15 protein-coding genes are annotated in these 12,901 nt (G+C 62.1%); 6 read left to right on the top strand and 9 right to left on the bottom strand.

Annotation, left to right across the window (positions count from 1 at the left end):
• Positions 1 to 111: 111 nt before the first annotated feature.
• Positions 112 to 1,764: an ABC transporter substrate-binding protein gene (locus ABVQ20_RS08885; protein ID WP_354459138.1), complete on the top strand. Its 1,653-nt coding sequence runs from the start codon at positions 112 to 114 to the stop codon at positions 1,762 to 1,764.
• 92 nt (positions 1,765 to 1,856) lie between these two features.
• Here ABVQ20_RS08885 and ABVQ20_RS08890 read toward each other — a convergent pair whose 3' ends face one another.
• Entirely contained in the window at positions 1,857 to 2,930 is a 1,074-nt protein-coding gene (locus ABVQ20_RS08890; protein ID WP_354459139.1) for a GH25 family lysozyme, read from the bottom strand.
• Positions 2,931 to 3,281: 351 nt separating this feature from the next.
• On the opposite strand from ABVQ20_RS08890, the gene ABVQ20_RS08895 reads away from it, so the two are divergent.
• Positions 3,282 to 4,262, top strand: a complete 981-nt coding sequence (locus ABVQ20_RS08895) for a DUF1402 family protein (RefSeq protein WP_435528332.1) — start codon at positions 3,282 to 3,284, stop codon at positions 4,260 to 4,262.
• Positions 4,263 to 4,347: 85 nt separating this feature from the next.
• Here the strand turns inward: ABVQ20_RS08895 and ABVQ20_RS08900 are convergent, their stop codons facing one another.
• From ABVQ20_RS08900 to ABVQ20_RS08920, 5 genes are all read right to left on the bottom strand, one after another.
• Positions 4,348 to 4,974, bottom strand: a complete 627-nt coding sequence (locus ABVQ20_RS08900) for a transglutaminase-like cysteine peptidase (RefSeq protein ID WP_354459140.1) — start codon at positions 4,972 to 4,974, stop codon at positions 4,348 to 4,350.
• 185 nt (positions 4,975 to 5,159) lie between these two features.
• Positions 5,160 to 5,936, bottom strand: coding sequence for a class I SAM-dependent methyltransferase (locus ABVQ20_RS08905; protein WP_354459141.1), 777 nt, complete (start codon positions 5,934 to 5,936; stop codon positions 5,160 to 5,162).
• A gap of 59 nt (positions 5,937 to 5,995) precedes the next feature.
• Positions 5,996 to 7,429 (bottom strand): aldehyde dehydrogenase family protein, encoded by a 1,434-nt coding sequence (locus tag ABVQ20_RS08910; protein ID WP_354459142.1) that lies wholly within the window; start codon positions 7,427 to 7,429, stop codon positions 5,996 to 5,998.
• 180 nt (positions 7,430 to 7,609) lie between these two features.
• A complete protein-coding gene (locus ABVQ20_RS08915) occupies positions 7,610 to 7,993 on the bottom strand; it encodes an ACT domain-containing protein (RefSeq protein WP_354459143.1) in 384 nt (127 codons plus the stop codon).
• A 19-nt stretch (positions 7,994 to 8,012) separates the two neighbouring features.
• The gene (locus tag ABVQ20_RS08920) at positions 8,013 to 8,480 is read right to left on the bottom strand and encodes a GNAT family N-acetyltransferase (protein ID WP_354459144.1); all 468 of its coding nucleotides are present in this window, start codon (positions 8,478 to 8,480) and stop codon (positions 8,013 to 8,015) included.
• A gap of 122 nt (positions 8,481 to 8,602) precedes the next feature.
• Here ABVQ20_RS08920 and ABVQ20_RS08925 point away from each other — a divergent pair, with 122 nt between their 5' ends.
• Positions 8,603 to 9,016, top strand: a complete 414-nt coding sequence (locus ABVQ20_RS08925; RefSeq protein WP_435528333.1) for a nucleotidyltransferase domain-containing protein — start codon at positions 8,603 to 8,605, stop codon at positions 9,014 to 9,016.
• Positions 9,013 to 9,210, top strand: a complete 198-nt coding sequence (locus ABVQ20_RS40485) for a hypothetical protein (RefSeq protein ID WP_435528334.1) — start codon at positions 9,013 to 9,015, stop codon at positions 9,208 to 9,210. Before ABVQ20_RS08925 ends, ABVQ20_RS40485 begins: the two co-directional genes overlap by 4 nt.
• Before the next feature lie 9 nt (positions 9,211 to 9,219).
• Here ABVQ20_RS40485 and ABVQ20_RS08930 read toward each other — a convergent pair whose 3' ends face one another.
• From ABVQ20_RS08930 to ABVQ20_RS08940, 3 genes are read right to left on the bottom strand one after another with little or no spacing between them, the layout of a single operon-like run.
• Entirely contained in the window at positions 9,220 to 9,960 is a 741-nt protein-coding gene (locus ABVQ20_RS08930; RefSeq protein WP_354459145.1) for an SDR family oxidoreductase, read from the bottom strand.
• Positions 9,961 to 9,987: 27 nt separating this feature from the next.
• Positions 9,988 to 10,971: an aldo/keto reductase gene (locus tag ABVQ20_RS08935; protein ID WP_354459146.1), complete on the bottom strand. Its 984-nt coding sequence runs from the start codon at positions 10,969 to 10,971 to the stop codon at positions 9,988 to 9,990.
• A gap of 16 nt (positions 10,972 to 10,987) precedes the next feature.
• Positions 10,988 to 11,383, bottom strand: a complete 396-nt coding sequence (locus ABVQ20_RS08940; protein WP_354462146.1) for a (R)-mandelonitrile lyase — start codon at positions 11,381 to 11,383, stop codon at positions 10,988 to 10,990.
• A gap of 155 nt (positions 11,384 to 11,538) precedes the next feature.
• Here ABVQ20_RS08940 and ABVQ20_RS08945 point away from each other — a divergent pair, with 155 nt between their 5' ends.
• Complete coding sequence (locus ABVQ20_RS08945) at positions 11,539 to 12,432, top strand: LysR family transcriptional regulator (protein WP_354459147.1); 894 nt, start codon at positions 11,539 to 11,541, stop codon at positions 12,430 to 12,432.
• Positions 12,433 to 12,499: 67 nt separating this feature from the next.
• Positions 12,500 to 12,877 (top strand): ester cyclase, encoded by a 378-nt coding sequence (locus ABVQ20_RS08950; protein WP_354459148.1) that lies wholly within the window; start codon positions 12,500 to 12,502, stop codon positions 12,875 to 12,877.
• The last annotated feature ends 24 nt before the right edge of the window (positions 12,878 to 12,901 follow it).

The raw sequence follows: 12,901 nt of genomic DNA on the forward strand, positions 1-12,901 counted from the left end.
CCCCTCTTCTGAAACCCGCATAGTCCATTGATTCTCCTTCCCTTCGGCATCAAACGTCGTCGGCGCAAGGCGGAGTTCCAACCGGCGGAAGCCAACGATGGGGGTTCGCAGATGACATTCTACAAGAGCAACAAGGACAGCGTTCCGGATCATATCCGTGAACTGGCCGAGAGCGCGAAATCCGGCGACACGGATCGCCGCGAATTTCTGGCGATGGCCAGCGTTTTCGGCGCCTCGACAGTGATGGCCTACGGCATGATCGGCATTGCCGCCCCCAGTCAAGCACGTGCGGATGAGCCCAAGAGGGGCGGCGTGATCAAGGTTGCAATGTACGTCAAAGATCCAAAGGACCCGCGCACGGCCGACTGGTCCCAGATCACCACCGCACAGCGCCAGACGCTCGAGCCGTTGGTAAAATATACCCGCGACTTCACCTTCGAGCCTTACCTGCTGGAAAGCTGGGACGTAAATGACGACGCCACGGAGTATGTCCTGCATGTTCGCCAGGGTGTGACCTGGACCAATGGCGACGCTTTCAACGCCGATGACGTGATCTTCAATTTCACGCGCTGGTGCGACAAGGGCGCCGAAGGCAATTCGATGGCGGGCCGCATGGGCAGCCTGGTCAACGCAAAAACCGGGAAGCTGCGCGAAGGCGCGCTCACCAAGGTCGACGACAAGACCGTGAAGCTCTCCCTCCTCAAGTCGGATATCGCGCTCATTCCGAACGTCTGCGACTATCCGGCTCTCGTCGTTCACCGCAGCTTCGACGAGAAGGGCGCGAATTTTGTCGCCAACCCGATCGGCACTGGTCCGTTCGAACTCGTCTCCTACGAGGTCGGCGACAAGGTCGTCTACAAGCGTCGCGAGGATGGAAAGTGGTGGAATGGCGAAACCTATCTCGACGGCATCGAATTCATCGACTACGGCACCGACCCGTCAGCGGTTGCAAGTGCTTTCGAGGCAGGTGAGATTCACACCAACTATGAAACCTCCGCCGACTATGTGCCGATCCTCGACGGGCTTGGCCTTGCGAAATCCGAGGTCATAACCGCCTCGACAATCGTCGCGCGCACCAATGTCAAGAACAAGCCCTATGACGACCAGAGGGTGCGTCACGCGCTGCAACTCGCGGTCGACAATTCGATCGTGCTTCAGCTTGGATACAACAGTGCCGGCGAACCCGCCGAAAACCATCACGTCTGCAAGATTCACCCCGAATATGCAGAACTTCCGAAGGTCGCCCGCGACCTGGCCAAAGCCAAGGCGCTGATGGCCGAGGCTGGCCAGGCCGACTTCGAGCACGAGCTGATCACGGTGGACGAGGATTGGCACAGGAACAGCGGTGACGCTATTGCCGCACAGCTTCGCGAGGCGGGCATCAAGGTCAAGCGCACGGTTCTGCCGGGCTCGACATTCTGGAACGATTGGACCAAGTATCCCTACTCCATGACCAACTGGAACATGCGTCCGCTGGGCGTCCAGATCTTGGCGACAGCCTATCGCACAGGGGAAGCCTGGAACGAATCCGCTTACTCCAACCCGGATTTCGACGCCAAGATCGGCGAGGCCCTCTCCGTGGCGGATCCCGCAAAGCGCAAGGCTCTGATGGCCGATATCCAGAAAATCCTCCAGGACTCCGGCATCATCATCCAGCCGTACTGGCGCAAGCTCTACAGCCATTCGGTTGCGTCAGTGAAAAACCACGGCATGCACCCGACCTACGAGCATGACTTCGGCAAAGTCTGGCTCGACGAGGCATGAAATAGCTTCAAAACTTGGAGGGCGCTGGCCGAACCGACGGCCATTGCCCAAGATGCCGCTCGCAATGTTGTCCGCTTGCGGATTGGCCTGCTTCAGTCGGCGGCGGCAATCGTTTGCCGCCCGCCAGCCCAATCACGCCATTGCCTCTCGTCGCCATGGAACACGTTGAGATCGATGCGGCCCGTCACCCCATGCGAGAGGCCGGAGCCGGAATACTGCCAGAACAGCCATTTGCGACCCGGATAGACCTTTGACGGATGCTGCGCCACGGCGCGCAGCCAGAATGGGTAATCCAGGAACGCGCCCTTGAGGTTGTCGCGGTAGAAGTCGGGCGCGGTGTAGATGATCGGACGCTGGCCATAGTGGCGTTCCAGCTTGTCCATGAACACCTGCATCTTCTCCAGCACTTTTTCGCGCGATGGCCGGCGCGTGCAGGTGGATTCGCCGTTCCATTCGACGTCGATCACCGGCGGCAGCGCGCCATCGACCTTCGGCACGTTGCGGATGAACCAGTCGGCCTGCTCGCCAGCGGTGCGGCACCAGTAGAAGAAATGATAGGCGCCGCGCTTCAGGCCGGCGGCCTCGGCGCCACGCCAGTTCTTCATGAACATCGGATCGAGGTGGTCGCCGCCGTCCGTCGCCTTGATGTAGGCGAAGTTGGCGCCCTGGGCGCGCAGTTTCTCCCAGTTGACGTCGCCCTGCCAGCGCGAGACATCGACGCCATGAACAGCCAGGTGCCTGGGGGAAGACCTGCCGAAATTGATCGGCTTGGCATCGCGGAAAGCATAACGCGTGAGCGGTCCGGCAAGCATCGGGGGCGCGGCGCGCGACAGGAGCTTTGGCGGCGAGACCAGGGCTGCCGGCTGGACAGGCGGATCGACGCTGTCGGGCAATTCAGGCGCTGAAAACGCGACCGTCTCCTCCTCCTCCGCCAGTCCAAAAGGCCGGGCATTCTCGGCCACGGACGCCTCCTCTGCCGTTTTGCGCGCATTGTTGGCCTTGGCCTTCGCCGGCATGGACGCCACGGGCGCGCTCGGACGGACCACCGAACTGGTGATCTCGTTGGACGGTTTGCCCACATCGAGCGCGTCGATCCCGGACGTCGACGAACAGCCGACGAGGCACAAGGATGCAATCAAGGAAGTGAGAATGCCTGGTAACCGCATCTGGACCTGTACGCAAAACACAACAGACCGAAGGCACACAGAAAGCCGCCGGACAAATCAGACCGAGTTATGAACGAGAAATTACCAATAAAGTTTGAATCAAAATTTTATTGCCGGTGTGATGGTAAACACACGGCGCCGCAGGGTCATGCGCGGCCGGTCGCGCGGTCCTGGCCGGCCATGTGGGTTGGAGCGGATGTCGGCTGTGTGACTGGCGTGACCACTGAAGGCGGAATTCGACGATGTGACGGGCGTGAAGGCGTGCGCCGTGCTTGACAGTCGCCAACGAGGCTGTTCAGGAAACACACGGCGTGTAGACCGCCCATGCCCTCCGATCCCGAAAGGCGCTTGATGATTGCCTTGCAGAAATCTTTCCTGGCGCTTTTGCTGGTTGTCCTTGCCTCGACGGGCATGCTGTCGATCGACACGGCCCATGCGGATACGATCGTTGTTCCGCCAGGAAACCGCTCCGAGACGCAACCGCCCATTCCCAGTGCGTCGGCGGTCAGAACGCGCGCCTTCAACACCACCTACGAGGAAAAATACGAGAAGATCATTGCGCTTTTGAAGCGCGAGAAAAAGCTGATCACGCATATCAAGCAGGTCGCCGCGATCTACGGCATCGATCCCATTCACATTGTCGGCGCCCTGGTCGGCGAACATACCTACAATGTCACTGCCGTCGGTTCGGTGCAGACCTACTATGTGAAGGCACTCTCCTATTCCGGTCTCGATTTTGCCTTCCGCTACAAGGGGGCGCGGGTCCAGGATTTCGTCAAACGTCCTGAGTTCGCGGCCTGTGAGCAGGCGAAAGGCAATGCCGCCCTCTGGAACTGCCGCGACACGGTCTGGACGCAGCATTTCAAAGGCAAGACCGTCGACGGTGTGGCTTACGAGCCAATGACGTTTCAGCAAGCGTTCTTCCAGCCATTCTTTGCCGGCCAGACGTTCGGCCTCGGGCAGATCAGCCCGCTCACCGCGCTTGAGGTCACCGATCTCGTCAACAAGGTGAGCGGCTACGACAAGCTGACGCCGGACAATCCGCAAGCCATCTATCGCGACGTCATGGATCCGGACCGCAGCATCGTCTACATCGCGGCAATCGTGCGCGACGCGATCGACGCCTACAAGGAACAGGGCTTCGACATCTCCCACAATCCAGGAATTACCGCGACCCTCTACAATGTCGGGCAACCCAGGCAGAGAGCGGCGGCATTGCGTGAAGCGGCAGCCAGCGGCAAGAGCCGCAAGCTGCCTGTCGAGAACTATTATGGCTGGCTGGTCAACGATAAGCTGGACGACCTCAGGGTGCTGCTCGACGGCGGAAGCTGAGGCACGGCAGTTACGGAAGGCGCCTGTGTTCAAGCAGATGTGATCGGGCCGAGGCGCTTTCGCCGCCGGCCCGTGACCCACCAGGCTATTTAACGGAGCTGACCAGCGCTTCGTCGCCGCCCAGGATGGACACCCAGCGCCCCGTATTCTCGCTCGACTGCCTCTTCAGGTAGCGATAGCCCGTCTGGCTCCAGAGACGCACCTTGTCAGTAAGGTTGTCGAGGATGAAGTCGCCCTTGTCCGTGCGCACGGTCAAGACGGCGTGGCCTTCGCCATCCGGCTTGCGAACGACCGTCATCAGCAGGTTGGATATGGCGACGCCGCTGGAGATAAGCTCCCGTCGCTTTTCGAGCGCATAGTCCTCGCAGTCGCCAAACCCGTCCTCCGGATAGGCCCACCACTCTTCCTTGCCGTAATTATCCATGTCGCTCATCGGCTTGACGCGCGTGTTCACCGATAGATTCACGGCGGTGATCTGCCGCAAAAGCTGGCTGGACATGTGCTCGGGCGTGCTGTTGGGCGAACGGATCGAGCATTCGTCGACGTGGATCTTGCAGAAATCGTAGTGGCCGATCGGCTGGGATGTCGGGCCGCCGATGACCATCGAAAGTTCGGACGCGCTGGCCAAACTCGATGCCGAACTCAACACCGTCACGGCGACTGCAAGGCCAAGCCCCCTTGCCGCACAACGCCAACCCACCGTGGATGCCATGAGGCCCCGCCCATTCATTCTTGTTAACGGAATGTTAAAGGCGGTTTTTCATGCGTGTCAATGAAGGCAAAGGGCCGATCCCCGGCATCGGCGATTTGCCTTTGCCGGCGTGGTAGCAGGGCAACACCGGTTCCAGGCGCGTCCGGCGTGCTTAGTCTCGTTTGGGTACGATGGCCGCACCGGTTTCAGGCATGCCCGATGACCAGTTTGAGTGAACCATCGAACTCCGTTTGCGTGCGCAGGTGTCCGTATTTGCGGTCCCAGTCGCCGCTGTCGAGGTCCCTGCCGAGATCAGCGACAAAGCGCGCACCGACTGAGGCATCGACAAAGCTCCAGGCCGAATTGGCCAGACGTGCACCAGGATCGAGCAATCGCTCGGGGCGGCCATAATAGGCTTCGCCAAAACCGTCGCTGCAATCCAGCGGGATCGGCACCGACAGCACCTCCGCCTTGCCACCCAGCGCCTGCGTGATCGCCTCGATGCGCGGATAGCGCGAGGCCTCGACCGTGATGACCTCCGGCGCGTAATCATCGAGCCAGAAACGGTTCAGTTCGTCGGGGTCGCAGCTGAGAATGATGATCGGTCCGCGCGTCACACGGCGCATCTCGGCTAGACCCGCTGCCAGATCGGGCCACTGATGCACGGTGAAGGTCGCCATCGCCGCGTCGAAGCTCTTGTCGTCGAAAGGCAGTGCGCCAGCCACGGCGTCGATGGCGCGCGACAGATGTGCCGGCCGTTGCGCCCGCATCGAGGCGGACGGTTCGACCGCCGTCACCACGCGGTCGACCGGCTCGTAGGAGCCGGCACCAGCGCCGACATTCAGCACCTTGCTGGCATCGCCGAGCGCCTTGACGATCAGCGACGCGATACGCGGCTCCGGCTGGCGGTAACTGGAGTAGTTGGCGCCGATGGCGCCATAGTTGGCGTCACCGGCACTGCCGTCGCGATGTCTCGAAGCCAAGGTCGCCTCCCAAAAGAGCCGCCCCTAGCAGCGTTGCATGACCGGCGTTTGACAGCCGGCTATTCGGCGGCCTCGTAGCCGGCGATACCCTTGATCTCGAGGAAATCCTCAAGCCCATATTCGGCATATTCGCGGCCGTTGCCCGACTGCTTGTAGCCGCCAAAGGGCAGGCCCGCGTCCCAGGTCGGATAGTTGATGTAGACATTGCCGGTGCGCATGCGCGCCGCCACTTCGCGCGCCTTCTTCATGTCCTTGGCCTGGATGTAGGAAGCGAGGCCATAGACCGTGTCGTTGGCGGTGTTGACCACCTCGTCGACGCTGTCATACGGCATGATCGCCAGCACTGGCCCGAAGATTTCCTCGCGGGCGATGCGCATGTCGTGGGTGACGTCGGCGAACACCGTCGGCCTGACATAGTAGCCGCGGTTGAGTTCGGCCGGCCGGCCGGTGCCGCCCGCCACCAGCGTGGCGCCTTCGTCGATGCCGGCCTGGATCAGGTCCTGGATCTTGTCGAACTGGACCTGGCTGACGACCGGGCCGAGTTTGGTGCCTGGTGCATCGGCGGGACCAACGGTGAACTTTTCCGCCGCCGCCTTGGCATAGCCGGCCGCCTCGTCATGGCGGTCGCGCGGCACGAACATGCGCGTCGGCGCGTTGCAGGACTGGCCGCTGTTGCCGAAACAGCCGGCGACGCCCTTGGAGACAGCCGTGGCGAGGTCGACATCCGGGAACAGGATGTTGGCCGACTTGCCGCCAAGTTCCTGATGCACGCGCTTGACGGTGTCAGCGGCGGCCTTGGCCACCAGGATGCCGGCGCGGGTCGAGCCGGTGAACGACATCATGTCGATGTCGGGGTGGCTGGACAGTGCGTGGCCGACGCCCGGACCATCACCGTTGACGAGGTTGAAGACGCCCTTCGGCACGCCGGCCTCGTCGAGGATCTCGGCGAAGATGATGGCATCGAGCGGCGCGATTTCGGAAGGCTTCAGCACCATGGTGCAGCCAGCGGCGAGTGCGGGGCCGACCTTGCAGGTGATCTGGTTCAGCGGCCAGTTCCATGGCGTGATCAAGCCGACGACGCCGATCGGCTCCTTGACCACCAGATGAGGTCCCTTCACATGACGGAACTCGAAGGTCTTGAGCACGTCGGCCATCTTCTGCAGATGCGCGAGGCCGATGCCGACCTGGCTGTCCAGCGCCATCTGGCGCGGCGCGCCCATTTCGCGCGACACGGCGACCGCAAGATCGGCGCTGCGCTTCTTGTAGACCTCGATGATGCGGTTGAGCAGTTCAAGCCGCTCGCCGACCTCGGTGAAGCCGAACGTATTGAAGGCGCGTTTGGCGGCTGCCACCGCCTTGTCGACATCGGCCTTGGAGCCAAGCGAGATCTGGGCGAAGGCATCCTCGTTGGAGGGATCGATGACATCGAACGTGTTGGGCACAACCGGATCGACCCACGCGCCATCGATATAGAACTGCAGATTGTGTGACATGGTTTACTCCCTTGGGGTGTGCCGCATGGCCGCTTCGGCCGTGATATAGGGCTAGAGATAACGATGCGCAAACGGCGCTGTCAAACGCAACCCCCGAAGTGGTTAAGCCAGCACTCCCAGTGATTGAGCCAGAGCGGTTGGGCCAGTGGACGTCGCCGTTTTTCGATGGGTCAGGATGAACTACGCCAGTATGTGTCCTGCCTCGCCCAGAAACCGTATCGCGGCGATCTGGTCCGCCGCTTTCACCAGGAGGTGATCACCGTCAAAGGTCGACACCACGAAGATGCCCAGCCCGTTTTCGGACAGCGGCCTGATGACCGACAGCACGATACCGGTTTCGCCGAAGGCAAATGGCCCGTCGAACTTGAAGGCGACCCAGTCGCCATCCTGCTTGACAGTATCCGGAACGCGGTCCTGCGGACAGACAATCGAAAGCTCGTCCTCGGTCCTGGTGATGCTGACGAAGCCTGGTCCGTCCGCCCAGCCAGGAATGCTGTCGGCCGCCTCAAGCCGCGAAATCGCGTACAGCCCTGGGAGTTGCTTCAGCCTGATCGTGGCAGCCATTGTCGAATTCCGATCGCGATTATCCGGCGAGCCTCTTGCTCATATAGACCGTCACGCCATTCATGAATGGCTCTTCGCGGTCGATTGCATAGCCATACCGCTTGTAGAGCGAAACATTGGCCTCGAAGGCGCCATTGGTCAGCAGGCGAATCTCGTGGCGGCCGGCTTCGATCGCCTTGCGCTCGGCCTGCTCCAGCAAATGCCGGCCGATGCCCCTGCCCTGCGCCTGCGGTATCACGCACACATTCTCGATCCAGAGGTGATCGCCAGCCAGCATGGTTTCGATCATTCCTATGATCCGATCGCCCTCCACCGCGAGATCGAACTGATGCTCGCGAAGCGCCTTGTCGTAGTCGGCGCGCATGGGCAGCGGCTCACGGCCGATCACCGGCACCCATTTCGCATAGGCGGCGCGCACGATATCCCTGATCGCGGCGGCATCCGCTGGCTCGGCCAGGCGAAGACTTACGACAACGCCGATCGCCATTGAAAAAGCTCCAGGCCCATGAAAAAAGCCGCTGACCGCTACCGCATTGGGCAGAAAATCGGAACCGATTTCTGAAAATCACCGCGGGTCCTTGGCGAAGCATGTCCACGAGGTGTCGAGACATGAACCGACCGGCAACAGTCGACGAGGACGCGTGGCGTCCATGGCATCCGACGGAACTGGCACGGCGCCTTAACGGCTTGTCGAAGCCCTGGTCCCTAGTCGGAGGCTGGGCTCTCGACCTCTGGCACGGAAGCCAGACCCGCGATCACGAGGACCTGGAATTCACCATCCTGCGCGAGGATTTTGAGACCTTTCGCCGTGCGCTGAAAGGCATGCGTTTCCACACGGTCGCCAGCGGCATCATCGAGCACCTGCTGGCGCGCAAGGTGCCACCGGCAGAGATTTCGCAGATATGGGTGCGAGGATATCCAGCAGCGATGCTGGCGGGTCGACATGATGATCGAGCCGAGAAACGCCGGACCTGTGGGTCTACAAGCGCGACGCCGCCATCACCCGGCCGCGCGCCGAGGTGATTGCGGTCACACCGGAAGGCCTGCCCTATCTGAAACCGGCGGCCGTCCTGCAGTTCAAAGCCAAATACAGGCGCGACAAGGACGAGCTCGATTTCGCCAATGCCTTGCCAAAGCTGGAACCATTGGAGCGGGCATGGCTAAAGGCTCGCCTTGCGACAGCTCGTCCCGGCCACGAATGGGCAAGTCTGCTCTAGCGCCACATGCTAGTACTCCTGGCTGGTCGGCCGGAACAGGATCTCGTTGATGTCGACCTCGTCGGGCTGGCTGATGGCGAACACCACCGTCCTGGCGAAGGAATCCGCGGGGATCGCCACCCGATCATAGAGCGCCCGCACGCCTTCGGCGACGTCGGCCTCGGTGACGCTGTCGGGCAGTTCGGTCGCCACCGCGCCGGGTGAGATGATGGTGGTGCGGATGTTGTGCGGCTTCACCTCCTGGCGCAGACCTTCGGAGATGACGCGCACCGCGTGCTTGGTCGCGGCATAGACGGCACCGCCCGGACCGACCTTGTGGCCGGCCACCGAGGACACGTTGATGATGTGGCCGCTCTTTTGCGTCTTCATGTGCGGCAGGGCGGCTGCGATACCATAGAGCACGCCTTTGATGTTGACGTCGATCATCCGGTCCCAATCCTCGACCTTGCCGCGCTCCAGTGGCGAGTGCGGCATCAGGCCGGCATTGTTGATGATGACGTCGACGCGGCCGTGTGTCTTGACCGCGTGATCGACGAGACGCCGGACCTGGCCGACATCGGTCACGTCGGTCTGCAGGATGGCGTCCTTGCCCAGTGAAAGCTCACTGGCGAGCGCCTGCAGCCGGTCCAGACGGCGCGCGCCCAGCACGAGCTTCGCGCCTTCTTTGGCAAGAAGCCGTGCGGCGGCTTCGCCCAGCCCGCTGCTGGCGCCGGTGATGACGACGACTTTGTCCTTGATGTTCTCGGTCATGATTTCTTCCTTGTCTTTTCGATCGCCTTATCGACCAACACGCGCCTGCAGATGCGCCGGATAACGGTCACCCTGCACGGTGATGGCGGACACGGCGCTCTCGATGCTGCTCAAATCCTCCGAGCTCAGCACGACGTCGGCGGCGCCGATGTTCTCCTTGAGGCGGCCGATCTTGGTGGTGCCGGGGATCGGCACGATCCACGGCTTACGCGCCAGCAGCCAGGCCAGCGCGATCTGGGCCGATGTCGCCTGCTTGGCCGTTGCAATGGTGCCAAGCACGTCGACCAGCGCCTGGTTGGCCTTGCGCGCCTCTGGCGAGAAACGCGGCACGATGTTGCGGAAGTCGTCACTCGCGAAGGTGGTGGTCTCGCTGATGGCTCCGGTCAGGAAACCCTTGCCCAGCGGGCTGAACGGCACGAAGCCGATGCCGAGCGCTTCCAGCGTCGGCAGGATCTCCTTCTCAGGCTCGCGCCACCACAGCGAATATTCGCTCTGCAGCGCGGCGACCGGCTGCACTGCATGCGCCCGGCGGATGGTCTGGCTGCCTGCTTCCGACAGGCCGAAATGCCCGACCTTGCCCTCGGCAATCAGTTCCTTCACCGCGCCGGCGACGTCCTCGATCGGCACGTTGGGATCGACACGGTGCTGGTAGAGCAGGTCGATATGGTCCGTCCTCAACCGTCTCAGCGCCGCCTCGGCAACCGCGCGAATATTCTCGGGCCGGCTATCCATGCCACGCGACACCTCGCCGCCGACAAAGCCGAATTTGGTCGCGATGACCACCTTGTCTCGGACCGGCTCCAGCGCCTCTCCCAGCAGCTCCTCATTAACGAACGGACCATAGGCCTCCGCCGTATCGAAGAAGGTAACACCGCTGTCGACAGCGGCGCGAATAAGCTCGATGGCCTGGGTCTTGTCCGTCGCTGGACCGTAGCCATAGCTCAGCCCCATGCAGCCAAGGCCAATGGCCGAGACTTCGAGACCGCTTGTTCCAAGTGTGCGTTTTTGCATTGTCGTGTTCCCTTGTTCAGGCCTGGTACTGCGCGTCGCTGACGTGCTCCATCCAGTCGACCGCCTTGCCGTCGAGCGCCTCCTGGATGGCGATGTGGGTCATGGCGGTGGTGGGTGACGCGCCATGCCAATGCTTCTCGCCCGGCTCGAAGCGAACCACGTCGCCGGGCCGAATCTCCTCGATCGGGCAGCCCTCGCGCTGCACGCGGCCGCAGCCGGCGGTGACGATCAGCAACTGGCCGAGCGGATGGGTGTGCCAGGCCGTGCGCGCGCCGGGCTCGAAGGTGACGGCGTTGCCGGCCGCGCGGGCCGGTGCGATGGCTTGAAACAGCGGGTCGATGCGCACCGTGCCGGTGAACCAGTCGCCCGGTCCCTTGCCCGAAGGCTGCGAGCCGCTTCGCTTGATGTCCATGGTTTTCATCCCTTCTTCAGACGGGCAATTCACGGCCCGCCGATTTTCAGGGCTGCCTGTTTTAGGTGCCCGATTGTGATGCCCCTTATCTAGGGCATGCGATTGGTCGCGATTAGCTGCTATATCCGGCATGCACCTATGAGAGGGACTCATGAATGCCTCGGGATAACCTGAATGAACTGACAGCGTTTCTCGCCGTCGCGCGCGAAGAGAGCTTCACCAGGGCGGCGGCGCGGCTCGGCGTCTCCCAATCCGCTTTGAGCCACACGGTTCGTGCGCTGGAGGAGCGGCTGGGCTTGCGGCTTCTGACCCGCACCACGCGCAGCGTGTCGCCCACCGAAGCCGGCGAGCGCCTGTTGCGCACCGTTGGGCCAAGGCTCGACGAGATCGAGACTGAACTGGCCGCGCTCAGCGCATTGCGTGAAAAGCCCGCCGGCACCATCCGCATCACGGCCGGCGAACACGCCGCCGACGCGGTGCTATGGCCGGCGATTGCTGGGCTTTTGCCGGACTATCCCGACATCAGGATAGAGATCATCGTCGATTACGGCCTGACCGACATCGTCGCCGAGCGCTATGATGCCGGCGTGCGGCTGGGCGAACAGGTAGCTCGAGACATGATCGCTGTGCGCATCGGCCCCGACATGCGCATGGCGGTCGTGGGATCGCCGGCCTATTTCGCCAGGCGGCCAAAGCCCCGCATGCCACAGGACCTGACCGCCCACAATTGCATCAATCTGCGTCTGCCGACCTATGGCGGGCTCTATGCCTGGGAATTCGAGAAGGCCGGACGTGAACTGAAGGTGCGCGTCGAGGGCCAGCTGGTGTTCAACACGGCGGCGTTGCGCATGAATGCCGTGCTTGCCGGATTGGGCCTCGCCTATCTGCCTGAAGACCAGGTGCGCACGCACCTTGCCAGTGGCGAACTGGTGCGGGTGCTCTCCGACTGGTGCACGCCCTTCCCCGGCTACCATCTCTACTACCCCAGCCGCCGGCAAGCGACGCCGGCCTTTTCGCTGCTGGTCGATGCCTTGCGCTACCGGGACTAAAGCGTCTGGACTGTGTTCGCGGTCGTTCTATCTTCCTGCCGTATCTGACGAAACCCGGAGCATCGCAGTGACCGAAACCGACCTCTATCGAGGCTACATCGACTGCCTCAACAATCAGGATTGGCAAAGGCTGCATCGCTTCGTCCATGACGAGGTGCACTACAATGGTGACCGGGTCGGGCTGTCAGGCTACCGCGCCATGCTGGAGCGGGATTTTCGCGAAATTCCGGATCTCTATTTCGATGTCCAGCTCTTGATCTCCGAGCCGCCGTTCGTCGCCAGCCGCCTCCAATTCAATTGCACACCGAGGGGGACGTTCTTCGACCTTCCCATCAACGGTCGGAAAGTCTCCTTCAGCGAGAATGTCTTCTATGAGTTTCTGGACGACAGGATCAGGAGCGTCTGGTCGGTGATCGACAAGGCAGCGATCGAAGCGCAGCTTTGAGGGCATGTCGCGCCTTCATAAACG

It is taken from the genome of Mesorhizobium shangrilense, assembly GCF_040537815.1.
Lineage (GTDB): Bacteria > Pseudomonadota > Alphaproteobacteria > Rhizobiales > Rhizobiaceae > Mesorhizobium > Mesorhizobium shangrilense.

Bases quoted from the DNA above. Each gene is read 5' to 3' on its own strand.
- ABVQ20_RS08885 (WP_354459138.1), top strand. From the start codon at position 112: ATGACATTCTACAAGAGCAACAAGGACAGCGTTCCGGATCATATCCGT.
- ABVQ20_RS08890 (WP_354459139.1), bottom strand. From the start codon at position 2,930: ATGCGGTTACCAGGCATTCTCACTTCCTTGATTGCATCCTTGTGCCTC.
- ABVQ20_RS08895 (WP_435528332.1), top strand. From the start codon at position 3,282: ATGATTGCCTTGCAGAAATCTTTCCTGGCGCTTTTGCTGGTTGTCCTT.
- ABVQ20_RS08900 (WP_354459140.1), bottom strand. From the start codon at position 4,974: ATGGCATCCACGGTGGGTTGGCGTTGTGCGGCAAGGGGGCTTGGCCTT.
- ABVQ20_RS08910 (WP_354459142.1), bottom strand. From the start codon at position 7,429: ATGTCACACAATCTGCAGTTCTATATCGATGGCGCGTGGGTCGATCCG.
- ABVQ20_RS08915 (WP_354459143.1), bottom strand. From the start codon at position 7,993: ATGGCTGCCACGATCAGGCTGAAGCAACTCCCAGGGCTGTACGCGATT.
- ABVQ20_RS08920 (WP_354459144.1), bottom strand. From the start codon at position 8,480: ATGGCGATCGGCGTTGTCGTAAGTCTTCGCCTGGCCGAGCCAGCGGAT.
- ABVQ20_RS08925 (WP_435528333.1), top strand. From the start codon at position 8,603: ATGAACCGACCGGCAACAGTCGACGAGGACGCGTGGCGTCCATGGCAT.
- ABVQ20_RS08930 (WP_354459145.1), bottom strand. From the start codon at position 9,960: ATGACCGAGAACATCAAGGACAAAGTCGTCGTCATCACCGGCGCCAGC.
- ABVQ20_RS08935 (WP_354459146.1), bottom strand. From the start codon at position 10,971: ATGCAAAAACGCACACTTGGAACAAGCGGTCTCGAAGTCTCGGCCATT.
- ABVQ20_RS08940 (WP_354462146.1), bottom strand. From the start codon at position 11,383: ATGGACATCAAGCGAAGCGGCTCGCAGCCTTCGGGCAAGGGACCGGGC.
- ABVQ20_RS08945 (WP_354459147.1), top strand. From the start codon at position 11,539: ATGCCTCGGGATAACCTGAATGAACTGACAGCGTTTCTCGCCGTCGCG.